The 22,178-nt window shown below is 39.6% G+C and carries 20 protein-coding genes and 1 riboswitch; of the genes, 7 read left to right on the top strand and 13 right to left on the bottom strand.

Going from position 1 to position 22,178, the window contains the following annotated elements; all coding sequences use genetic code 11:
• Positions 1-4: 4 nt before the first annotated feature.
• Entirely contained in the window at positions 5-1,216 is a 1,212-nt protein-coding gene (locus RMA95_RS05835) for an SAM-dependent methyltransferase (protein WP_311069865.1), read from the bottom strand.
• A gap of 126 nt (positions 1,217-1,342) precedes the next feature.
• On the opposite strand from RMA95_RS05835, the gene trhA reads away from it, so the two are divergent.
• Both trhA and RMA95_RS05825 read left to right on the top strand, forming a co-directional pair.
• Entirely contained in the window at positions 1,343-1,984 is a 642-nt protein-coding gene (gene trhA / locus RMA95_RS05830) for a PAQR family membrane homeostasis protein TrhA (RefSeq protein ID WP_263614548.1), read from the top strand.
• Positions 1,985-2,118: 134 nt separating this feature from the next.
• Positions 2,119-3,429: an MFS transporter gene (locus tag RMA95_RS05825; RefSeq protein ID WP_311069864.1), complete on the top strand. Its 1,311-nt coding sequence runs from the start codon at positions 2,119-2,121 to the stop codon at positions 3,427-3,429.
• Positions 3,430-3,497: 68 nt separating this feature from the next.
• On the opposite strand, the gene RMA95_RS05820 is transcribed toward RMA95_RS05825, so the two are convergent.
• Entirely contained in the window at positions 3,498-3,941 is a 444-nt protein-coding gene (locus RMA95_RS05820) for a hypothetical protein (RefSeq protein WP_039246416.1), read from the bottom strand.
• A gap of 130 nt (positions 3,942-4,071) precedes the next feature.
• Entirely contained in the window at positions 4,072-6,795 is a 2,724-nt protein-coding gene (gene secA / locus RMA95_RS05815) for a preprotein translocase subunit SecA (protein WP_311069863.1), read from the bottom strand.
• A gap of 406 nt (positions 6,796-7,201) precedes the next feature.
• On the opposite strand from secA, the gene RMA95_RS05810 reads away from it, so the two are divergent.
• The 3 genes from RMA95_RS05810 (at position 7,202) to RMA95_RS05800 (ending at position 9,573) form a co-directional block, all read left to right on the top strand.
• Positions 7,202-7,852, top strand: a complete 651-nt coding sequence (locus RMA95_RS05810; RefSeq protein WP_032047687.1) for a peroxiredoxin — start codon at positions 7,202-7,204, stop codon at positions 7,850-7,852.
• A 333-nt stretch (positions 7,853-8,185) separates the two neighbouring features.
• Positions 8,186-8,998 (top strand): MBL fold metallo-hydrolase, encoded by an 813-nt coding sequence (locus RMA95_RS05805; protein WP_311069895.1) that lies wholly within the window; start codon positions 8,186-8,188, stop codon positions 8,996-8,998.
• Positions 8,995-9,573, top strand: coding sequence for a dual specificity protein phosphatase family protein (locus RMA95_RS05800; RefSeq protein ID WP_311069862.1), 579 nt, complete (start codon positions 8,995-8,997; stop codon positions 9,571-9,573). The genes RMA95_RS05805 and RMA95_RS05800 overlap by 4 nt, the downstream gene beginning before the upstream one ends.
• Before the next feature lie 28 nt (positions 9,574-9,601).
• On the opposite strand, the gene RMA95_RS05795 is transcribed toward RMA95_RS05800, so the two are convergent.
• From RMA95_RS05795 to RMA95_RS05775, 5 genes are all read right to left on the bottom strand, one after another.
• Positions 9,602-10,660 carry an SPOR domain-containing protein gene (locus tag RMA95_RS05795; RefSeq protein WP_263614552.1) on the bottom strand — a complete coding sequence of 353 codons (1,059 nt, stop codon included), beginning with the start codon at positions 10,658-10,660 and terminating at the stop codon, positions 9,602-9,604.
• A complete protein-coding gene (folC, locus tag RMA95_RS05790; RefSeq protein ID WP_311069861.1) occupies positions 10,651-11,937 on the bottom strand; it encodes a bifunctional tetrahydrofolate synthase/dihydrofolate synthase in 1,287 nt (428 codons plus the stop codon). The genes RMA95_RS05795 and folC overlap by 10 nt, the downstream gene beginning before the upstream one ends.
• The gene (gene accD / locus RMA95_RS05785) at positions 11,934-12,830 is read right to left on the bottom strand and encodes an acetyl-CoA carboxylase, carboxyltransferase subunit beta (protein ID WP_004705709.1); all 897 of its coding nucleotides are present in this window, start codon (positions 12,828-12,830) and stop codon (positions 11,934-11,936) included. Before accD ends, folC begins: the two co-directional genes overlap by 4 nt.
• Positions 12,827-13,630 carry a tryptophan synthase subunit alpha gene (gene trpA / locus RMA95_RS05780; protein WP_016804527.1) on the bottom strand — a complete coding sequence of 268 codons (804 nt, stop codon included), beginning with the start codon at positions 13,628-13,630 and terminating at the stop codon, positions 12,827-12,829. The genes accD and trpA overlap by 4 nt, the downstream gene beginning before the upstream one ends.
• A gap of 245 nt (positions 13,631-13,875) precedes the next feature.
• Positions 13,876-14,925 (bottom strand): AraC family transcriptional regulator ligand-binding domain-containing protein, encoded by a 1,050-nt coding sequence (locus tag RMA95_RS05775; protein WP_311069860.1) that lies wholly within the window; start codon positions 14,923-14,925, stop codon positions 13,876-13,878.
• 121 nt (positions 14,926-15,046) lie between these two features.
• On the opposite strand from RMA95_RS05775, the gene RMA95_RS05770 reads away from it, so the two are divergent.
• Positions 15,047-15,922: a metal-dependent hydrolase gene (locus tag RMA95_RS05770; protein WP_016804529.1), complete on the top strand. Its 876-nt coding sequence runs from the start codon at positions 15,047-15,049 to the stop codon at positions 15,920-15,922.
• A gap of 8 nt (positions 15,923-15,930) precedes the next feature.
• Here the strand turns inward: RMA95_RS05770 and RMA95_RS05765 are convergent, their stop codons facing one another.
• From RMA95_RS05765 to RMA95_RS05745, 5 genes are all read right to left on the bottom strand, one after another.
• A complete protein-coding gene (locus tag RMA95_RS05765) occupies positions 15,931-16,926 on the bottom strand; it encodes a DUF2804 domain-containing protein (RefSeq protein ID WP_311069859.1) in 996 nt (331 codons plus the stop codon).
• A gap of 269 nt (positions 16,927-17,195) precedes the next feature.
• Positions 17,196-17,408, bottom strand: a complete 213-nt coding sequence (locus RMA95_RS05760; RefSeq protein WP_311069858.1) for a hypothetical protein — start codon at positions 17,406-17,408, stop codon at positions 17,196-17,198.
• Positions 17,409-17,560: 152 nt separating this feature from the next.
• Entirely contained in the window at positions 17,561-18,070 is a 510-nt protein-coding gene (locus RMA95_RS05755) for a DUF1543 domain-containing protein (RefSeq protein WP_016804532.1), read from the bottom strand.
• A 9-nt stretch (positions 18,071-18,079) separates the two neighbouring features.
• Complete coding sequence (gene trpB, locus RMA95_RS05750; RefSeq protein ID WP_000372734.1) at positions 18,080-19,309, bottom strand: tryptophan synthase subunit beta; 1,230 nt, start codon at positions 19,307-19,309, stop codon at positions 18,080-18,082.
• The gene (locus tag RMA95_RS05745) at positions 19,293-19,952 is read right to left on the bottom strand and encodes a phosphoribosylanthranilate isomerase (protein ID WP_311069857.1); all 660 of its coding nucleotides are present in this window, start codon (positions 19,950-19,952) and stop codon (positions 19,293-19,295) included. The genes trpB and RMA95_RS05745 overlap by 17 nt, the downstream gene beginning before the upstream one ends.
• 126 nt (positions 19,953-20,078) lie before the next feature.
• A riboswitch (cobalamin riboswitch) is annotated at positions 20,079-20,286 on the top strand.
• A gap of 23 nt (positions 20,287-20,309) precedes the next feature.
• Here RMA95_RS05745 and RMA95_RS05740 point away from each other — a divergent pair.
• On the top strand, positions 20,310-22,160 hold the full coding sequence (locus RMA95_RS05740; protein ID WP_080746755.1) for a TonB-dependent siderophore receptor: 1,851 nt from the start codon (positions 20,310-20,312) through the stop codon (positions 22,158-22,160).
• The last annotated feature ends 18 nt before the right edge of the window (positions 22,161-22,178 follow it).

The following is a 22,178-nucleotide window of genomic DNA, read 5'->3' as shown; positions in this document are numbered from 1 at the left end:
CGTCCTAGCACTTACAGCCAATATTTTCGATTGGCAACTGATCTTGTAATAGCAATTCCAACGTTTGTTTTTTAATACCATACATTTCTTTCAATGCTTGGATTTGAGCCATAATCTTGGGATCAGGTTGTGAAACATTTTTGCGTTTTGTCGCCAAAATCATTTTATTTTTGCTGGTATGTTCAAGCGATACAAACTCAAAAACTTTGGTTTCATAACCATACGCTTTTAAAAGTAACGCGCGTAAAGTGTCGGTCAACATCTCGGCTTGCTGCCCAGCATGAATACCAAACTGTAGCATTGGCTGTAAAACTTCTGGGCTGTGTAATTGAGGGCGTAACTCTTTGTGGCAACATGGCGCGCACATAATCATTGAAGCGTTCAAACGAATTCCGGTATGAATGGCAAAATCAGTCGCAATATCACACGCATGCAAAGCAATCATAACGTCCAGTTTTTCTGGTTGATAACTACGAACATCGCCTTCAAAAAAGTCCAAATGATTAAAATGCACTTTGTCTGCCACATTCTGGCAGAACTCCACCAAGTTACGGCGCAGCTCTACACCCGTAATTAAAGGAATCTTTTGTTGTTCTTGTAAATAATCATACAAAGCAAAAGTTAAATAACCTTTTCCTGAACCAAAATCGACAATGCGTAACTCTTTTTGCTCTGCATCAATCTGCTCATACGCACTCGCAAAAATTTCGATAAATTTATTAATCTGCTTCCATTTACGAGCCATACTTGGAATGATTTGAGCTTTCTCATCAGTAATACCAAGCTCTTTTAAAAATGCACTACTCTGCTGTACATAACGCTGTTTCTCACGATCATGCGCTTGTACAGTTGGAGCCGTATTTACAGTTTGCTTTTTACCCATATTAAGCATGGCTTTTTTCTTATTTTTTTTAAGCTGAATTTCTTGAAGAGTTGAAAATAAATTTGCTTGTTTGCATTGAACAATCAGTGTTGCGATCTGTTCTAGACCCTCTTCAAAGGTATAGTTTTTGGTCACATCTTGAGTAGTATAATGATATAAAGCTGAAAGCTGCTTTTTCCCATTTAACTCTACAATGCGGAAAGTGATTTTTTCTAGCTGTGCCAACTCTCCTTTATATTGGCTCAAAATCAAACGCTCAAAACTCTGCTCATCAAGCATTTGTTTGATTTCATGAAAGAATTGCTGTTCTTGCTCAAAGGAGAAAACCGACACAGATATACCTAAAGAATGGTGACTCATATAAACTGAAAGTTTAAAGGGTATAGGATTAAAAATAAAATAACTTTACGACTGTTTTGTATTTCTATACATTTGTATTTTTAATCAAAAAATAAACTTATGAGCAAATCGGTGTTAGAAACTTACGATCCTAAAGAAGAACTTTTTAATGCCTACAGTCATGGTGCTGGCGTTGTTATGGCCGTGGTTGCCTCTATCCTTTTAATTATGAAAGGATCTTATCTTTCCACCGGGCAGTGGATCGGTTTATGGGTATACTCATTTAGTCTGATTCTCGTTTTTACCAGCTCGACTCTGTATCATTTTGCACAGACCCAAAACTTACGTTACTGGTATAAGAAACTCGACCACACAGCTATTTATTATTTAATTGCCGGTACATATACCCCATTCTTAAGCATTGCGATACCTACACAAAAAGCCCATGTTTTACTTATTGCACTCTGGAGCATTGCTGCAATTGGTACACTTTTCAAGTTAGTTTTTATTCACCGTTTTCAGAAAATTTCATTACTTGCTTATGTTCTTATGGGGTGGCTTGCCGTTTTTGTAATGGATGATATGCGTACCTATTTAAGTAAAGATGCTTTGATGTTATTGATTACTGGAGGTTTAGCTTACACTGTTGGAGCATTGTTTTACGCGTTAAAAAAGGTAAGATATACCCATGCGATATGGCATATTTTTGTGCTTTTAGGTGCAGGTGCACACTTTCTTGCAATCTATTGGTACGTTGTTTAATCCATTTTTCACTCATATTCAGTGATCCTGAAAGAGTCATGGATGATGTTCTTTCACACTATTCTTTTGAGAAAAATATGCCTTTAAAGAGAATAGTAAACTAAAAATAAATTTTAACTTATATAAGGACTTATATGGAGTCAACCTCTGCGACAGCTGCTCCTGTAGTAGCCACCAATTCGAAAACACGAGTTTTATTTGCAAGCTTAGTCGGTACAACCATTGAGTTCTTCGACTTTTACATCTATGCAACTGCTGCCGTGATTATTTTTCCTCACCTATTTTTCCCTGCCAGCAGTGGCAGTGCTGCCGTTTTACAATCACTCGCAACATTCGCAATTGCCTTTATTGCCCGCCCTATTGGTGCAGCACTATTTGGTCACTTAGGGGATCGAATTGGCCGTAAAGCAACACTAGTGGCAGCTTTACTGACTATGGGTATATCAACGGTATGTATTGGCTTACTTCCGACTTATGCTCAAATCGGGATTGTGGCTCCATTATTATTAGCAACCTGCCGTCTAGGACAAGGCTTAGGTCTAGGGGGTGAATGGAGTGGCGCTGTACTACTTGCAACCGAAAATGCACCAGAAGGTAAGCGTGCATGGTATGGCATGTTCCCACAGCTTGGCGCGCCTATTGGTTTTATTTTAGCAACGGGATCATTCTTACTTTTAAGTGCGGCTATTCCTGAACAAGCATTCATGCAATGGGGCTGGCGTATTCCATTTATTGCGAGTGCAATTTTGGTCATTGTGGGTTTATATATCCGTTTAAAACTCCATGAAACTCCAGCTTTCCAAAAAGTTTTAGATAAACAAAAAGAAGTTAATATTCCATTTAAAGAAGTCGTTACCAAACACACAGGTAAACTTATTCTTGGCACGATTGCCGCAATCTGTACCTTCGTTGTGTTTTATCTGACTACAGTGTTTGCACTTAACTGGGGAACGACGAAACTGGGTTATGCGCGTGGTGAGTTTTTAGAACTTCAACTTTTTGCGACACTTTGTTTTGCAGCTTTCATTCCTTTATCTGCTATTTTTGCAGAAAAATTTGGACGTAAAGCAACATCAGTTGGCGTATGTATCGCTGCTGCGATCTTCGGATTATTCTTCTCTAGCATGTTAGAGTCTGGAAATACGCTCATCGTCTTTCTTTTCTTATGTACTGGCCTATCAATTATGGGTTTGACCTATGGCCCGATTGGTACAGTTCTTTCAGAGATTTTCCCAACTTCAGTTCGTTATACAGGTTCAGCATTAACCTTTAACTTAGCTGGTATTTTTGGTGCATCGTTTGCCCCACTCATTGCTACAAAACTTGCTGAAACTTATGGTTTATATGCAGTTGGTTATTATCTGACAGCGGCATCACTTTTATCATTAGTCGCATTTTTATTAATACGTGAAACAAAGAACGTAGATGTGAATAATCAGATTTAACTTTTTTCAAACATCCTCATATAAAAAAAGCCGGTTCAAAATTGACCGGCTTTTTTTATATATGAAAATTAATTCATTGAAGCAGGGTTTGCTGGCGCAACACTGTTTGTTGGTGCTGGAGCCGTTACATTACTTGCTGCTACAGCTGCTGCACCCGCAACTGCTGCTTCACCAATTAAAGCAATTTTTGCTTTTTCTTGGCTTTTTGCAGATAAAGCTGGGTTAGTTGCCACAATACGATTAATGTTTGCAGAGTTTGCTGGAGCAATCGCAGCAGTTTGTAAAATGATTGGGCGATTACCTGTATTACCCAATGTATAACGAATACCTGTACGAGGGCTAATTACCGTCGTATTCTCTTGTTTCACTACAGCCTGAGCCGAAGTTGGGCCTTTTGCGGCAAGAACCTTATCAACCGTTGTGGTTTGAGGGGCTGAAGCTGTTTCTGCTGCGAAAACAAAACTTGGTACAGCAAGAACAGTTAAAAATAAAGGTTGTAATACTTTTTTCATTGTCTTTCCAACATACACTCTGGATGAGAAGTAAATAGCATTTAATACTTAAAACTGCAAACATTATTCACAGGCTTACTACAAACATAAAAAAAGCAGAACAATTGTTCTGCTTTTTTTATCAAGCAAATTAAATTTTGCCGTGACACTGCTTATATTTTAAACCAGAACCACATGGACATGGTGCATTACGGCTTTCTGGTACTGGGAACATTTGTTGTTCATCAGCCGACTCATTGAGAGCTTCTTGAGAGGCAGTCACTGCACCTGTTAAGCCATCCACATCATCATGTTCAAAAGAAAGCTTCATCGACTCAGCTTGCTGCTGCTGTTGAGCTTCCATTTCTGCAAGTTCTTCTGGTGTTGGAATATGTACACGAGACAAATCAGTCACAACATCAGTTTTAATGACGCCTAACATGTTCACAAACAAGTTAAATGCTTCTTTTTTGTATTCCTGTTCTGGGTTCTTTTGCGCATAGCCACGTAAGTGGATACCTTGACGCAAATAATCCATTGCAGCTAAATGATCTTTCCAGTGGCGATCAAGAGAATTTAGAACGAAATGACGCTCAAGCATTGCTGCTGACTCATCACCCATTTGCGCACGGCGTTGACGATAACGCTCAAGCACTTCGTCACTAATACGCTCAACCAGACCTTCTTCATCAAGACGACGATCTTGTTCTAACCATTCTTGAACTGGAAGCTCAATACCTAAATCAATACGTAAAGCATTTTCTAAACCTTCAATATCCCATTGGTCATGAATTGACTCAGGTGGAATAAAGTTGGCAATCATGGCTTGCATAACTTCACGGTGCATTTCTTCGACGTAATCTTGTAAAGTATTTTCAGCTAACACTTCATCACGTTGTGAATAAATGATCTTACGTTGTTCATTATTCACGTCATCGTATTTCAACAAGTTCTTACGAATATCGAAGTTACGTGCTTCAACTTTACGCTGAGCATTTTCGATAGAACGACTTACCATTTTGTGTTCAATCGCTTCATTTTCTTGTAAGCCCATTGCACGCATCATGGCAACGACACGGTCACCTGCGAAAATACGCATGAGGTCATCTTCAAGAGATAAATAGAAACGAGAAACACCAGGGTCACCTTGACGGCCCGCACGACCACGTAACTGGTTGTCAATACGGCGTGATTCATGGCGTTCAGAACCAATAATGTGCAAACCACCTGCTTGCAATACATCTTCGTGGTCCTGCTCCCACTGTGCTTTCAGACGCGCTTCATCTTCTACTGTTGGGTTTTCAAGCTTGGCAAGTTTCGCTTTCCAGTTACCACCCAAGATAATATCTGTACCACGACCAGCCATGTTGGTTGCGATTGTTACTGCATTCGGGCTACCCGCCTGAGCAATAATGTCTGCTTCACGTTCATGTTGTTTAGCGTTCAACACTTCATGGTGAATACCAGCTTGCATCAACTTAGAAGATAGAATTTCACTGGCTTCAATGGTTGCAGTACCAATCAGAATCGGTGCAACACCTTGTTCGCGAATATTCATAATTTCTTGAATAATCGCATTATATTTACCATTACGGTTTAAATAGATTAAATCGTTTTGGTCATTACGAATCATTGGACGGTGAGTTGGAATAATCACAACATCAAGACCGTAAATTTCTTTCATTTCCGCAGCTTCAGTATCAGCAGTACCTGTCATACCTGAAAGCTTTTTATAAAGACGGAAATAGTTCTGGAATGTAGTTGTCGCTAAAGTCTGGTTTTCAGGCTGAATTTCTAAACCTTCTTTTGCTTCAACAGCTTGGTGTAAACCTTCTGACCAACGACGACCTGGCATTGTACGGCCAGTATGCTCATCAACAATAATGACTTCGCCATCATGAATAATATAATGAACGTCACGTTGGAATAAGAAGTGCGCACGAATAGCAGCAGACACATGGTGAACAAGGTTTAGGTTTGTTGCTGAATATAAGCTTTCGCCTTCAGCTAACAAGCCCATTTGAATGAGTTCTTGTTCTACAGTTTCATAACCGATTTCAGTCATTTCAACTGAACGCTGCTTTTCATCAATCCAGAAATGGCCACCATCAGCAACTTTTTCTTCTTTTTGCGGACGTAATTTTGGTGGAATCGTATTAATTGCAGTATAGAGGTGTGAAGAGTCTTCACTTTGACCAGAAATAATTAATGGAGTACGCGCCTCATCAATCAAGATTGAGTCAACTTCATCGATAATGGCATAGTGCAAACCACGTTGTTTCTTTTCTGCTAAAGAAAACACCATGTTGTCACGTAAGTAGTCAAAACCAAATTCGTTATTGGTACCATAGGTAATATCAGCAAGGTAAGCCGCTGCTTTTTCTGACGGTTCTTGCATTGAATAAATTGTACCAATGCTTAAACCTAAAAACTCAAATAATGGACGGTTTAACTCGGCGTCACGCTGTGCCAAGTAATCGTTCACAGTAATCACATGAACGCCTTCGCCACTTAATGCGTTTAAGTAACACGCCAAAGTACCCATAAGGGTTTTACCTTCACCGGTACGCATTTCGGCAATTTTGCCTTCGTGAAGAGTAATACCACCAATCAATTGCACATCATAATGACGCATGCCCATTACACGTTTTGCTGCCTCACGACAAACCGCAAACGCTTCTGGGAGTAACTTATCTAAACTTTCGCCATTGTTATAACGTTGTTTGAATTCTGGAGTTTTTGCAGATAAGTCTGCATCGCTTAAAGCTGATATCGTCGGCTCGAGCGCATTGATTTGCTCAACAATTTTGCGCATGCGTTTGAGTTCACGCTCATTTTTTGTACCGAAGATACCTCCGATCAGACTTGCCAACATGGATAAACTCTCTAAATCTTGCTTGGTCAAATGAATAAATTTTTTCTCAGTCGTTTATTATGGTGTCAGAAATTTGAAGTACAAGGGGTTTGCACAAAACCCATAAAAAAAATCTGATAGTTAGATAAACGGTTTTACCGTTTCTCTAAGCCCCTTTAATGCATCTGGCACCCAAAACTCAACATTAACGCTTATCTATTGAACACAACTTCCGAGAAATCTAATTTAGCAAATTTATCTTAAAGTTACATTGATTCAGTCCATAAATTAACGAGTTTTAGTCATATATATTTACACTTATATAAAAAGTTCATAATAAAATACAAAAACAATAATTTTAATAATAAATAAATTGCGGCATAGTCATTTCAACATATAACAAATTTTAAGCAACTGAGGACAGATCATGACATTACGATTAGGAGACACTGCCCCTGATTTTCAACAAGAATCAAGCGAAGGCACAATTAGTTTTTATGATTTTCTAGGTGATAGTTGGGGCATTTTATTCTCACATCCCGCTGACTATACACCTGTATGTACAACAGAGTTAGGCTATACAGCAAAATTAAAAGATGAGTTTGAAAAACGTAATGTTAAAGCGATTGCCTTATCGGTAGATGATGTAGAGTCGCATAAAGGCTGGATTAACGACATTAACGAAACTCAAAATACTACGGTTAATTTTCCAATTATTGCTGACAAAGACCGTAAAGTATCTGAGCTCTATGGCTTTATTCATCCAAATGCCAGTGAAACACTTACCGTTCGTTCTTTGGTCATTATTGATCCGAACAAAAAAGTTCGTTTAATTATTACCTACCCTGCTTCAACTGGTCGTAACTTTAACGAAGTCTTACGTGTAGTGGATTCATTACAATTAACCGATAAGCATAAAGTGGCTACTCCAGCGAACTGGCAGCAAGGTGAAGATGTTGTGATTGTTCCTTCTTTAAAAGATGAAGAAGAAATTAAACAACGCTTCCCTAAAGGCTATACCGCAGTAAAACCTTACTTGCGCCTCACACCACAGCCTGAAAGCAATAAAACTGACTAAAGGTTTTATTGCTTGCAAGGCAAGCGAAGCGCGTAGGCAAACATTTGAAAATTTGACTACAAGACAAACGCAGTGCGTAGGCAAGCATCTGAAAGGTTCCCTGCAAGACAAACGTAGTGCGTAGGCAAACATTTGAAAATTGACTACAAGACAAGCGAAGCGCGTAAGCAATAATGAGAAAAAGCAAAGAAAAATAACTAAAGCACATACACGAATGTTTCCATCTCCAAGCCATCTCACCCGATGGCTTTTTTTTGCATTATTGAATACACATGGTTTTTACTGTCGAGATCAGTTATAACTCCCAAGGAGTTTGTGCAAAAAACAACAATCATGATCCATAAAATTCATCATTTAAAATGCGGCAGTATGTGCCCTGTCTGCGCGCCTTTATTTGGGCAGAAAGGCTGGAAAGCCGAAGTTGTATGTCATTGTCTTTTAGTAGAGACGGACCGCGGGCTTGTACTGATTGATACAGGATTTGGTCTTCAAGACTATTTACACATGCAACAGCGCCTTGGCTCTTTAGTCAAACGTTTGGGGAAAATTGAATCGAATCTTGAATTCAGTGCAATCCAGCAAATACAAAAACTGGGATTCCATCCTAAAGATGTACAACACATCTTTGTGACTCACCTCGACTTTGACCATGCAGGAGGCATTTCAGACTTTCCTCATGCCACTGTTCATGTCTTAGCTACTGAATATAATGCTGCGCAATTACCTAATTTTAAAGGTAAGCTTCGCTATAGAACCAATCAATATAATCAGCATCGATACTGGAATTTCGTTGAATATCAGCAAGGTGAAAAATGGTTTAATCTTGAAAAAGTAAAAGGTTTCCCGTTATTCCAAGATGAAATTTTAATGGTGCCATTATTAGGCCATTCCGCTGGACATTGTGGTATTGCCATCAAACAACAAAATCAGTGGTTATTATTTTGCGGAGATGCTTACTACTCACACCTAGAGCTAAATCCTGCAAATAAATTAAGATCGCTGACCCTTCTGGAAAGAACATTTGCAGAAGATAATGAAAAGCGTCTTATTAACCTTAAAAAATTACAACATTTGGCTCAACACGAGCCAACGATTGAAATTATTTGCGCCCATGACCCTTATGAGCTTCGACGGTATCAAACATGAAAAAATTCTCACTCATTGCCCTAGTTCTGTGTTTAAACCTACAGGGATGTATGCAACATGAAAGCATTGCACATGAGCACAGACCCAAAGATTGGGGAACTTTAGTTTCTCAAACACATAATTTCTATCAAGTGAGTAATGATGTTTTTCGTAGCGAACAACCAAATGCTGCAATGATTCCCGAATTAAAACGTTATCAAATCGGAACTATTATTAATTTAAGAGCTAAAGACTCAGATGAATTAGTATTTAAAAATGAGAATTTTAATCTTGTTCACGTTCCTATCGACACATGGGCAATTAACCGACAAGACCTGTTAGAAGTCATGCAGCAAATTAAAATTGCAAAGCAAAATAACCAACGTGTTTTATTACATTGTTACCATGGTTCAGACCGTACTGGTGCCAGCGTTGCGATGTATCGAATTATTTTTGAACACTGGGCAATTGATGATGCAGTTAAAGAAATGAAGGAAGGCGGATATGGTTATCATATTATTTGGAAAAATATTGACCGATTATTCACCCCTGAAAATGTAAAATGGATTCAACAACAATTGTCGAATCCATCTTAACTAGATCTTGAATAAACCTTAGATCAGATTAGCGCTGATCTAATGGCACCCAATCAATGACCCAAGCTGACTTCATATTTAAACTAGAGTCAGACGTAATTTTCTTACGAGCTGCATCTGCTGTATCACGGTCTTTTGCTGGTCCAACCATAATACGAATACCTTTACTGGTTGGGCTTGTCGTGACCTTATAACCTTTAGCGCGTAGTTTAGAAACAACTGCATCTGCATTTGCCTGATTAGCAGCCAATGCAACCTGTACCATCCACTTTTTATCGCCATTTTCAAGCAGCTCACGCGCTTTCTCAGCTTCAGCTTTTTTCTCAGCCTCGGCTTTATGCTTAGCTTCAGCTTTCTTTTCTGCTTCAGCATGTTTCTTAGCTTCAGCTTTCTTGTCGGCTTCAGCCTGATGTTTAGCTTCTTCAGCCTTTTTCTCAGCTTCAGCCTTATGCTTTTTAGCTTCAGCAGCTTTCTTTTCAGCCTCGGCTTGTTTCTTAGCCTCGGCTGCTTTTTTATCAGCTTCAGCCTGACGTTTTGCCTCAGCGGCTTTTTTGTCGGCTTCAGCTTGTTTCTTTGCTTCAGCAGCTTTTTTATCTGCATCTGCTTTAGCTGTATCTACTGGCTTTTTTGTATCAGTCTGCTGTCCTTTTGCCTTACCTTCCCCACCTGCAACCTCAGGAGGGATATTATCCGAACTTTCTTGTGCAGCAGCACGACGAGCGTTAATCGCAGCATATTCTGCAGCAGCTTTACGAGCTGCGTCTGCCTCTGCCTGTTGCTGCATTGCCAAGAATTCGGCAGCACGAGCTTCTTGTTCCGCTACAGCTTTTTCACGCGAACGGCGTTGTTCTTCAAGAAGACGTTTTTCTGTTTCCACATCCACTGCAAGCGGCTGTAGTTGTACCATCTGCCCTTCTTGTGCTGATTGCTTTGGTTTAGCTTGTGGCTTCGGTGATGTAGAGGTTTGTGGTTCAGCACCCACATGTTTTATTTCTTCATTTCCTTTTAGAAGTAATGCTGCCAATAAAACACCACCACCTAATAAAACAACGCCACCCATCCAGCGTTGTTTGTTATTCATTGACATTCTTCCAAATACTCCCAAATCGCTTCTAAAGTATGAAACGAACCACAGGCTAAAATCAGCTGATTGTTATTTGTTTGCTCAAGCGCTGATTTAAAAGCCTCTTTGATATTGCCAAATTGTTGTATTGTCTGGCCTTGTAAGGCGTCATTCAATTGCTGAATCGGTGCAGCACGCGGCACATTCAACTCAGCAATTTTCCAATGTAAAACAGTAGGTTTCAATAAATCGACTACTGATTTTATATCTTTATCTGCCAGCATTGAAAATACTGCGACAACTTCTGTGTACTGTTTATTGTATTCTAAGAAATTTCGCAATTGCTTTAACAAAAATTCAACACCATGTGGATTGTGTCCGGCATCAAAAATTATGGTTTTTCCATTGACTTGACGCACTTCAAAGCGTCCTGCCAAGCGTGCATTTTCAATACCCTGCTCTAGCGCCGATTGTGAGATTTCAAGGCCACTATTTAATACGGCAGCAACCGCTCCTGCAATATTTTCAATTGCAAGTGACCCTAATGGCAGTTTTAAAGTAGTTCCTTCACTTGCAAAATACCAGTGTTTTCCATCACTGGCGAGTTTATAAAAATAGTCTCTATTGATCGCGTATAACGTCGCTTGTGAACTATTGGCTTTCTCTTGTATAGCTTGAGGTAAAACTTGCTCACCTGCAAAAATTACAGGAATATCAGGGCGTATAATGCCTGCTTTTTCAAAAGCAATTTTCTCGATGGTATCGCCTAACCAGTCAGTGTGATCAAGGCCGATATTGGTGATTACAGCAATATTAGGGTCGATGACGTTGACAACATCAAGACGTCCGCCTAAACCGACTTCAAGCACCCATACATCGCATTGTTGCTGCTTAAAAATGACAAAAGCAGCCAAAGTGGTTGCTTCAAAAAAAGATAGGCTTAAATCACAATCGCGACGAGCCTGATCAACTTGTACAAAAGCGTCAATCAGGCTTTGATCATCAACCTCGACTCCACCTAACTTGACTCGCTCGTTAAAACGATAGATATGCGGTGATTGATACAACCCAACTTTATAGCCTTGCGCTTTTAATATAGACGCAAGTGTAGTTGTGGTTGAACCTTTCCCGTTTGTTCCGGCAACAGTAAAAACTTTGGCAGCGGGTTTAGTCACGCCTAATTTTTCTGCTACGGGAATAACACGTTCCAGACCAAGATCGATCCCTGTAACGTGAACATGGCTCCAATAATTGAGCCATGTATCTAACGAGTCTGTTGAAAGTGGAGCTTGTTGTTTCAAGGTAAGTTCATCAATTTCGATACAAGTCGAGATACAGTATCACGTAAAGCATGACGATGAACAATCTGATCGATTACACCATGATCAAGCAAATATTCAGCACGTTGGAACGGTTCTTCCAATGTTTCACGTACAGTTTGCTCAATTACACGTTTACCAGCAAAGCCGATCATTGCTTTAGGTTCTGCAATATGGATATCACCCAACATTGCTAAAGAAGCTGTTACACCACCATATACTGGATGTGTTAACACCACGATATAAGGTAAACCCGCATCTTTTAATTTTTGAATTGCAGCAGAAGTACGCGCCATTTGCATAAGCGACAACATACCTTCTTGCATGCGTGCACCACCAGAAGCTGCAAAGCAGATTAATGGTTGGCGTTTTTCAATTGCAAGCTCAGCCGCCTGAACAAAACGGTCACCTACTACAGTACCCATTGAGCCGCCCATAAAGTCGAACTCAAAAGCACATGCAATCATGTCTACGCCATTTAAGTTACCTTGCATGGCAATTAATGCTTCCGTTTCACCAGTTTTAGTTTGCGCTTCACGCATACGTTCTGGATACGGTTTGCTATCAACAAACTTTAATGGATCTTTCGCACTAAACTCTTGACCTAATTCAGTCACAACATTGTCGAAGAACCAGTTTAAGCGATCGCGAGCTTTCATTTTTAAGTGTTCATCACACTGTGGACATACATACGCGTTGAAAGATATAGCGGTACGTGTCACTAAAGCATGACATTCAGGGCACTCAATAGTCGGCTCAGTAAATGTTGCTTTAAGAGTCTGTTGCTCATCTGCAACTTCAATACCTGGAACTGGACGCTGTGTCCATGGCGTCGAAGGGCTAAGAACTTTCCCTGATTTCACTTCTTGATTCATACTAACTCATCGAGCGCTGCTCGAAGCTCCTTGACTTTATTCACCGTCTGTTCAACAGCTTCATCAGCTGTTAACGTTGCAAAAGATTTAACGAAAGCACTACCTACAATCACGGCATCTGCAACGCTACCCATCGCTTTCGCTGAAGCAGCATCACTAATTCCGAAACCAACGCCAACTGGAACGTTAGTTACACTTTTGATTTTTTCAATACGCGCAGCCGCTTCAGAGGTATCTAAAGTCGCTGCACCTGTTACACCCTTAAGTGAAACATAGTAGATAAAACCGCTTGCCTGATTTGCTACGTGTTGAATACGTTGATCGGTTGAAGTTGGTGCAAGTAAGAAGATTTGGTCCATATCATGCTGTTTTAAGATCGCACCAAACTCTTTTGACTCTTCTGGTGGTAAGTCCACAAGTAATAAGCCATCTACCCCACATTGTTTCGCATAAGAAACAAACTTCTCATAACCAATCACTTCAACAGGATTGAGATAACCCATCAAAACTACAGGTGTTTCCTGATCCTGTTCACGAAACTCTTTTACCATATTAAGAGCATCTAATGTGTTAGTCCCTGCCGCAAGTGCGCGTTCCGCAGCAAGCGCAATAACCGGACCATCAGCCATTGGATCTGAAAATGGTAAACCAAGCTCAAGAACGTCTACTCCTGCCGCAACCATTTTATGAAGTAACGGAACAGTTACTTGTGGCTGTGGATCACCCGCCATAACATAAGATACAAGCGCTTTACGTTGTTGGGACTTAAGCTTTTCAAAACGGGTGGCAAGACGTGACATAGGGTTGTGCTTTCCTTGAATTATTTAAAATTGAGGAGTTGTTTGTAGAAATACAAGAACACCGCATTTTAACGCTATTTTTTGCTCATTGAACAGGTCTAACGTTATGGCGATATTCGATTGTATGATTCATACAACCCATGGCGTACATTTATCAATATTTTGAAACTTTTCTCAATGATCAAAGCTTCCTATTTTTGGACCATTATTCGTTTGCAATTTGAATAAAAAAAACATCAAAAACTCTATTTCTCTGTATTTTTATGGGTGAGTTGCAATTGCTTTTTACGGGTTAATAACGTTTGCCCTGTTAAATTTTTATGTGCCCTTGCAAGTGCAGACTGATCGGAATAACCCAACTGGTCAGCAATTGCAGTAAGACTTTCATTTTGACTTAACAATATCTCGCAGCGCTTCATGCGCTCAGTATCTAAAATTAATTTAAATGAAGTGTTTAAGGCCTGTAGTTGACGCTGCAAGCTTCGTACTGAAACATTAAGTTCGATGGCAATATCTTCTATTTTTGGAGCCTGCTGCTTGTGCTTCAAATATTCTTGTACGATCCAATGTATTTGCTGAACTAAATCAGTATGTATTTTTCGTTGAACCAAAGCTTCTTCAGCTTGTTTCACTAAAAGCTGCACTAAAGTTGGGTCTGCATGCTGGGGACGAACATTTAAACTTTCACTTGCAAAAGTTAATGCATAGTACGGTCGGTCAAATGACAATTTGCACTGAAAGAAGCGTTGATAATGAACCAATGGTCCCCGAGGTCGGTGTACAAACTCGACATGCTGTAAAAGAAAATCATGCAAGGGAGCAATCTCTTTAGCAAGCTGTACCATTGAGGCTAAGGTTAACTCACTAAGTACAATATTACTGTCATCAACCAAAGGCCAATACAAGCGAATTTTGGAAGCATCTTGCTCAATTTGTATAGGGACAACTTGCTCCCCATCAATGACTAGACGGTGGAATTTGGCAATATACTTAACCACTTGACCTAAGGTATCACTTCTAGATGCCATGTAACCCAGCACGCCAAAGTTGGCAGGTGTAATACAAGCTGCCATTTCTAAAGCTAAATTGGTCACTTGTAATTGAGATTCAGTCAGTTCTAAAAGCTCAATAAAAAGATGCAAAGAGGACTGAGCATCAATAGAGGCAGATAAAATATTTTGTATTTGCCGAGTTTGAGTATCATTTAAATTGAGTGACTGCCAAGTGATTCCCTTTTCTTTTAAATACGTATTCCAAAGATAAAAGTATCCATTTGAGATCGTAAACTCTTGCATGGCGTTTCCTTTTTTTACTGCCATCTTGTCGCAAACTGTATAAAAATTGGCGATAACTGTCAAAACAAAGCCGACCATTCACGACATACTAATGAAAAGCTTAGTTGCGAGAAATACAAAGATGAACGCACATGTTTCTTATCAGGTCGAGCCCGTGGTTCGCAAAGATCTAGATTTCCATTTAAACGAAGCGCCACGCTTTTGGTTTAATAACGATCCTTTTTTGACTCGCATGTTTGATGCACTCAGCTTAACCTTTCCCGATGGAGAACGTTACTTCATTGAATGTGTGCGGATGTTCCGTGACAAAATTGATGACCCAGAACTACAAAAGCGAGTTGCAGACTTTATTAAACAAGAAGCTCAACATGGTATTGCCCATGACAAAATGAATCAGCTCATGAAAGAACAAGGTATGCCTGTAGATGAGTTCACAAGCACACTTAAAAGGATTTTCCGTTTTGAGCTCACCAAACGTTCACCGCAATACAATATTGCCATGACAGCCGCAGCTGAACATTTAACAGCATTAATGGCAGAAACCTTTTATAGCAATAAAAAAACCTTGGAAAATGCTCATCCTTATGTACGCGCGCTGTTTGCGTGGCATGCCATTGAAGAAATGGAGCATCGCGATGTAGCATTTGATGTCATGAGACAAGTAGGTGAAGTTCCAGAGTCAACACGTCGCTTTGTACTTGTTTTAACAACTGTACTCATGTTTGGTTTTACACTTTATAGAACCAACATTATGTTGAAATGTGATGGCTTTAGCCCTAAAGAAAGGTTATCAATGACACTCAAAGGTTTACCTTGGTTCTTTGGGAAAAATGGCACATTAACGGCTATGAAAAAACAATATCTGGACTGGTTTAAAAAAGATTTTCACCCAAGCCAACATCCTGTTATTCGTCAGTATCCTGTTTGGATTGAAACTTTAGAAAAAACAAATGACCCAATTGCAGCGGGTGAAGCCTTTTGGCAAGCAGGTTTATAACCTGCTTATTACCATTTTGCATAATGTTGTTCTAGTAGCCCGTATTGCTCATTGCAATTAATTGTATCAATTGCCTCATGCTCAATAGTGCCACTAATTTTGGCTTGCCACTGATTGAACTGGCTTCCAATCATTCTTAAATTTATATTTTCATATCGGCACCAGCCAATCTGCACTTGTAAATTAAGCTTTTGATCTAAAGAGCTAATTTTCCATGTCTCATCATTTATTTTTTCAAATAAGACATCTGTAAGTGAAAATAAAACGCCATTTACCCATAAACAGTTTTCATTGCCAAAACTTTCATTGACCCCAGAAGCCAAATTTAGCCCAATACGTCTCCCCTGCTCATCCCAAAAATTACATGAAAGCCAAAACCAAGCGGTCTCAGGGCGTAAAAAACCACAAGTATCATCAAGCGATGCAAATGTCTTTTCATCGAATTGTATAAGTTGATTCTGTTTATTAATGAACATTCCCTCTACAGCCAAAGTGGTCTGCTTTTGGGTATACGTCCAACCATTAATACCTGTTGGGGTACACAAACTTAAAATATCTGTTCCAGCACAAAAAATACGGGCACTCAGGCAAATTTCACCATATTTAGTCACCCGAATGTATCGCACACCATTGGCATGCTGAATATCGATCTGATAAGGCGATTTAGAAAAATAGCTTTGATTAAACAATGGCTGCTCATCAAGATGAGTTTTATGGCCTAAAGGTTGAATGGCGTTCCACTCAATGACTTGCCCCGTTTCATGATCATAAATATAGAAAAAGCCATGCCCAACCCAACCAATATCTGCAATTGCGAGACCAATACTGTAATGCTTATGCTGAATGCCACAGAATTTAAATTTTTTATACTTTAATTGCTTACGCCAGCCCTTTAAGACCTTGCCATAAGGCGTTTTATAGATATAACGTTGTACATGAATGGTCGACGGTACAGATTCAAAACGCCCATAACGAGGCTGTCCATTTTCTTGAATTAAATCCATTAGTTATTATCCGTTGATTTCCTGCTCATCTATTGACTAATAATAGACTGATCACTGACCAATTGGCTACCCATCTGTTTTGATCTTCAAATGACTTTTGTTGAGCCATAAAAAAAAAGAGCATATTGATATGCTCTTTTTTCTATTATTCACTTAAATCGATATACGATAACTTAAACTCTTTGAGGGTCTATTTCAGTAGCTACGACCCCATTCATCAACAAAATCAAATTCAACTCATGATTTAAGTGTAATTCAATTTTTAAAAGTTAAGCGTCATCATCACTTGCTTGTTCTGGCTCTGGCTCTGGCTCGTTACTGTCCTGATTTTCCAATTTTTTCTCAGCGATTTTTGCTGCTTCATAGCCAGCAAAAGCACCTACTGCTTTTTCTAGAAAACCTGCATCTGGATCTAATTTATCGACGCCTTGTTCCGCGATAATTGCACCAGCAATTTTACCTACTTCATCTAGAAGACCCATTTTGATTACTCCAAAGAGCTTATATTGAGCTTCTAGTCTAGGCAGATGGATTGTAAATAGTGGTACAAAAAAGTTGCGATTTGAGAGAGCTATAGATGAGATCAGCAACTTTTTATATTTTATTTTTGCCTTTAAGCTTTTTTTAAGAACAGTTAAAGAAGTAAATAAGTATTTTCCCAACGCGTTGGATTGAACTCACCTTGTACTAATTGGATATAACGGCCTGCAATATGGTCAATCGGAATACAATCATCAATATCTACTACACGGTCGGTATGTGGTTTATGCCATTCCTGATCAATAAACTGTTTACCTAATTGTTTGGCACTTACCGCATCTGATGCCACAATCAAATGATAACTATGTAACTCACCAAAAGCTTGAGGTGTATAGCCACCCAAATTAATCAAATACAACTTTAAATCTGAAGCTGACGGCGCTGCATCAGAAAACTGGATTTGATAGTTCTGCCCTTGAGAGTTAACACCAGAGAGCTTGGCCCAAGCATCGATATGCAACCCTTGAGCCTCACCAAACCAAGCCTGTTTAAGTTGAGGGTAAACTTCTTCCAAAGTATCCCCTACAGCCATAACAACGTCATGGACTTCTGTATTAGCACGTGCATGACGGCCACCTAACATCACCATAAACAAGCTTGGCATTTTTTCCTCTTACATCTCAACCATTTCTACGCCATCAATGCGTGCAACTGTCATTAAATCTTTATCGCCACGGCCTGAAACAGTCGCAATAATAATCTGATCTTTAGACATGGTTGGTGCAAGCTTAGAGACATACGCCATTGCATGTGAGCTTTCAAGCGCAGGAATAATCCCTTCGATTTTGGTTAAGTCACGGAAACCTTGAAGAGCTTCTGTATCGTTAATTGGCACGTATTCTACACGCTTCATATCTTTCAAGAAGCTATGTTCAGGACCAACACCCGGATAGTCCAAACCTGCCGAGATACTATGTGTCTCGATAATTTGGCCTTGTTCATCACTCATTAGGTAAGTACGGTTACCATGCAATACACCCACATGGCCTGCATTTAACGGCGCAGAGTGTTTACCAGTTTCAATACCAAAGCCAGCAGCCTCAACACCATACATTTTTACATTGGCATCATTTAAGAATGGATAGAACAAGCCCATTGCATTTGAACCACCACCAACACAAGCAACTAATGCATCTGGTAAGCGACCTGCTTGCTCCAAAATCTGTTTACGAGCTTCACGGCCAATAATTGACTGGAAGTCACGAACAAGTTGAGGGTAAGGATGCGGACCTGCAACTGTACCAATGACATAGTAAGTCGTATCAACGTTGGTTACCCAGTCACGCATTGCTTCATTCATGGCATCTTTTAATGTCTTAGAGCCACTTTGCACAGGTACAACAGTTGCACCCAACAAACGCATACGATACACGTTCATGGCTTGACGCTTAACATCTTCAGCACCCATGTACACAACACATTCAAGACCTAAACGTGCTGCAATGGTTGCTGTTGCTACACCATGCTGCCCTGCACCAGTTTCGGCAATAATACGTTTTTTACCAGAAAGCTTTGCAAGTAGTGCCTGACCAATCGTGTTGTTTACCTTGTGTGAGCCTGTATGGTTCAAGTCTTCACGTTTAAGGTAAATTTGCGCACCACCTAACTCTTTTGACCATCGCTCAGCATAATAAAGTGGACTAGGACGACCTACATAGTAGGCGAGGTCACGGTCGAATTCTGCCAAAAACTGTTCATCATTTTTCATGCGGGAATAGAGATTTTCTAAATCTTCTAATGCCGCCATGAGTGTTTCTGACACAAAACGTCCGCCATGGATACCGAAATGCCCATTTGCATCTGGGAATTGGGTATAGTCAATCACATTATTTTGCTGATCCACGTTGGACTCCTTGCATAAATCGTTCAATGAGTTGTTGGTCTTTTATACCTTTTGCGGACTCTACGCCTCCGCTCACATCTACTGCAAAAGCACCGGTAGTATGAATAGCGTCAATGACATTGTCAGGGGTTAAACCACCTGCCAAAATTAATGGAATATCAAGTTTCGGGAATTTAGACCAGTCAAACTGATGTCCTGTGCCCCCTTTAAGCTCAGGATGCCACGCATCGAGCAATACAGCACTGGCACCAGCTACCTGATATTTTTGAATTTCAGCAACTACATCCAGATCAGGTTTGACCTGAATCGCTTTATACCAGCGACGCTTACAATGGCGAGCAATATCTTGGCATTGTTCTGGAGTTTCATCGCCATGTAGTTGTAATACATCTAGGGGAACACAATCAAGTACATCCTGAATTTCAGCAGCACTCGCATTTACAAACAAACCTACCATTTGTACATAAGGCGGAACGTGTTTTGCTAATTCTTGTGCTTGTTCAACTGTTACATTTCTTGGACTTGGCGGGAAAAAAACAAAACCTATCGCATCTGCTCCAGCTGTGACTACTGCTTGAACATCCTGCTTACGAGTAATTCCACAGATTTTTGCTCGTGTACGTTTTTGGTTTGATGGGCTCATGATCTGCCTAAACTACAACCATTTTTTAAAATAAACGCCATTGTAATGCAATTTTTGCCCCTTGCGTAAAAGTTCTCTGGGAATTGCTCGAAATGACATTGTAGGAAGTAATTCGGCACTTTATACTGCGTTCAAATGGAAGCAAGTGTAAGCAATTGATGCTTTAGGGAAGCTGGTGAAAGTCCGGCACTGCCCCCGCAACGGTAACAATGTAAAGCATATTTTTTAAGTCGAGATCGACTTACACCACTGCAGTGATGTGGGAAGGTGAATATGTCCATAAATGATTTATGGCGCTGAAGTCCGGAGACCTGCTTGTTTCATCTATCTACCCGATCATTCACGTGGGGTGAATGTATGGAGCATGTTATGTCTAAGTCTTTTCAACCTACTCGTCTGGTAGGGGCTATCGCTATTGCGATGGGGTGTTCACCTGTTATTTTTGCTGAAGATACAACTACCGCAACTCAGCTCGATCCAATTGTAGTGACTGCTTCAAAAAGCGCTGAAAAAGCAAGCGAAGTTCCGGCTCGTATTTCAGTGATTGATGAAAAAACCATTGAGCAGAATCCATTATTAAACGTTTCAGATATTATTCAACGAGACCCATCCATCTACGTAAAACAAAGCGGTGGTCTAGGTCAGATTTCTGAAATTTCTCTTCGTGGTACTAAATCAGTTCATACATTGGTTCTTAAAGATGGCGCTCGTTTAAATAGTCAAAATGAACTTGGTCCTTTATATCCAGCATTTTTAGATACAACAGATGTTCAACAAATTGAAATCTTAAAAGGCCCAGCATCAGTTCAATATGGAAGCGATGCTATTGGCGGTGTAGTTCAGTTAATTTCTAAAAAACCTGAGAAAACAAGTGCTGAGCTAACAGGTATTTATGGTGAAAATAATACCTATAAGACTATTGTTAATGCCAATCTTGTAAGTGATCAAGGTTTCTATGCTCAAATAGGTGGACAACGCTTAGAAAGTGATGGAACACGTATTTTTGAAAGCCAACCAGAAAATGAAAAGGCTGGATATGATCAAAAAGGTTATCACGCTAAAGTAGGCTTCTTTCAAGAAAACTTAATAGATGCTTCTGCTTCAATTAGTGAAAATAAAGGCACTAATGTTTTCAGTAATGATTACATAACCAACACAGCACAGCGCCTATTCGAAAATCGAGTTATCAACACGAAAGTTGCTTATAATATTTTGCCTGATCTCATCATCAATGCACACTATGCAAATGTTCAGGATAAACAAAATGTTCCTGCTTACGACTCATATTACAATACTGAAAACAATGAAAGCGATCTAAACCTGAAATGGAAATTTACTCCAAATCAGAACATTTTGGTTGGTGCAACATATAACGATGCAAATTATAAAAGTAATACCATTCTTAACTCAGATAAAAGTGTAAATAGCACGGGATATTATTTACAGCATCAACTCAAAAATGATCTTTTTGACACCCAAGTTGGCGTTCGCTTAGAAGACAACCAACGCTTTGGTACTCATACTGTTGGACAAGGTGCTATCCGCTATCATTTCTTACCTAATGCTAGTGTATATGCAAATATCGGCAGTGCTTTCAGAGCTCCAACCTTGAATGAACTATATTCACAATGGGGAGGTAATGAAAACTTAGCGCCAGAAAAAAGCACTTCTTATGAAATGGGTGTGAACTATGATCTTACCTCTAATGTGAGTACTAATTTTTCTGTTTATCATACAAAAATTAAAGATCTTATTGCCTACAATGCAGGCACTAATACAAATATAGCTAAGGCGAATTTTACTGGTGGCGAAGCTGGAGTAAAGTGGCATCAAGATGATCTGTTCTTATCTACTGAATATGCTTACGTAAAAACAGAAAATGAAAAAGACAATACAGAAATTGCTTATCGCCCTCGCCAGACTCTCACTGTAAGCACAGGTTTAGAGAATGCAGTGTATGGAATTAGTGCCTCGTTAATCGCTAGAGCTAAATCTTATGCAGATTCTGCAAACTCTATGCGAGTACCAGGTTACGCAACAGTAGACTTAAATGCTTATTGGAACGTTATTCCTAACGTAAAATTATTTACCAATATTCAAAATGTAGGTGATGTTCAATATCGTGAAGTATTAAATACATATCCTTCAAATGACTGGTATGTTAATTCAGGTCGCCAAGCTTCTGTTGGCGTAACTTTCCGTTATTAATTTTTCAATCTGATTATA

Source organism: Acinetobacter sp. V110_1, assembly GCF_031798975.1.
GTDB lineage: Bacteria > Pseudomonadota > Gammaproteobacteria > Pseudomonadales > Moraxellaceae > Acinetobacter > Acinetobacter nosocomialis_A.
Note: the sequence above shows the minus strand (reverse complement) of the source record. Positions and strands in the feature narration are given on the sequence as shown.

Coding starts and splice junctions, on each gene's coding strand:
- trhA (WP_263614548.1), top strand. CDS start 1,343: ATGAGCAAATCGGTGTTAGAAACTTACGATCCTAAAGAAGAACTTTTT.
- RMA95_RS05825 (WP_311069864.1), top strand. CDS start 2,119: ATGGAGTCAACCTCTGCGACAGCTGCTCCTGTAGTAGCCACCAATTCG.
- RMA95_RS05820 (WP_039246416.1), bottom strand. CDS start 3,941: ATGAAAAAAGTATTACAACCTTTATTTTTAACTGTTCTTGCTGTACCA.
- secA (WP_311069863.1), bottom strand. CDS start 6,795: ATGTTGGCAAGTCTGATCGGAGGTATCTTCGGTACAAAAAATGAGCGT.
- RMA95_RS05810 (WP_032047687.1), top strand. CDS start 7,202: ATGACATTACGATTAGGAGACACTGCCCCTGATTTTCAACAAGAATCA.
- RMA95_RS05805 (WP_311069895.1), top strand. CDS start 8,186: ATGATCCATAAAATTCATCATTTAAAATGCGGCAGTATGTGCCCTGTC.
- RMA95_RS05800 (WP_311069862.1), top strand. CDS start 8,995: ATGAAAAAATTCTCACTCATTGCCCTAGTTCTGTGTTTAAACCTACAG.
- RMA95_RS05795 (WP_263614552.1), bottom strand. CDS start 10,660: ATGTCAATGAATAACAAACAACGCTGGATGGGTGGCGTTGTTTTATTA.
- accD (WP_004705709.1), bottom strand. CDS start 12,830: ATGAATCAAGAAGTGAAATCAGGGAAAGTTCTTAGCCCTTCGACGCCA.
- trpA (WP_016804527.1), bottom strand. CDS start 13,630: ATGTCACGTCTTGCCACCCGTTTTGAAAAGCTTAAGTCCCAACAACGT.
- RMA95_RS05775 (WP_311069860.1), bottom strand. CDS start 14,925: ATGCAAGAGTTTACGATCTCAAATGGATACTTTTATCTTTGGAATACG.
- RMA95_RS05770 (WP_016804529.1), top strand. CDS start 15,047: ATGAACGCACATGTTTCTTATCAGGTCGAGCCCGTGGTTCGCAAAGAT.
- RMA95_RS05765 (WP_311069859.1), bottom strand. CDS start 16,926: ATGGATTTAATTCAAGAAAATGGACAGCCTCGTTATGGGCGTTTTGAA.
- RMA95_RS05760 (WP_311069858.1), bottom strand. CDS start 17,408: ATGGGTCTTCTAGATGAAGTAGGTAAAATTGCTGGTGCAATTATCGCG.
- RMA95_RS05755 (WP_016804532.1), bottom strand. CDS start 18,070: ATGCCAAGCTTGTTTATGGTGATGTTAGGTGGCCGTCATGCACGTGCT.
- RMA95_RS05745 (WP_311069857.1), bottom strand. CDS start 19,952: ATGAGCCCATCAAACCAAAAACGTACACGAGCAAAAATCTGTGGAATT.
- RMA95_RS05740 (WP_080746755.1), top strand. CDS start 20,310: ATGGAGCATGTTATGTCTAAGTCTTTTCAACCTACTCGTCTGGTAGGG.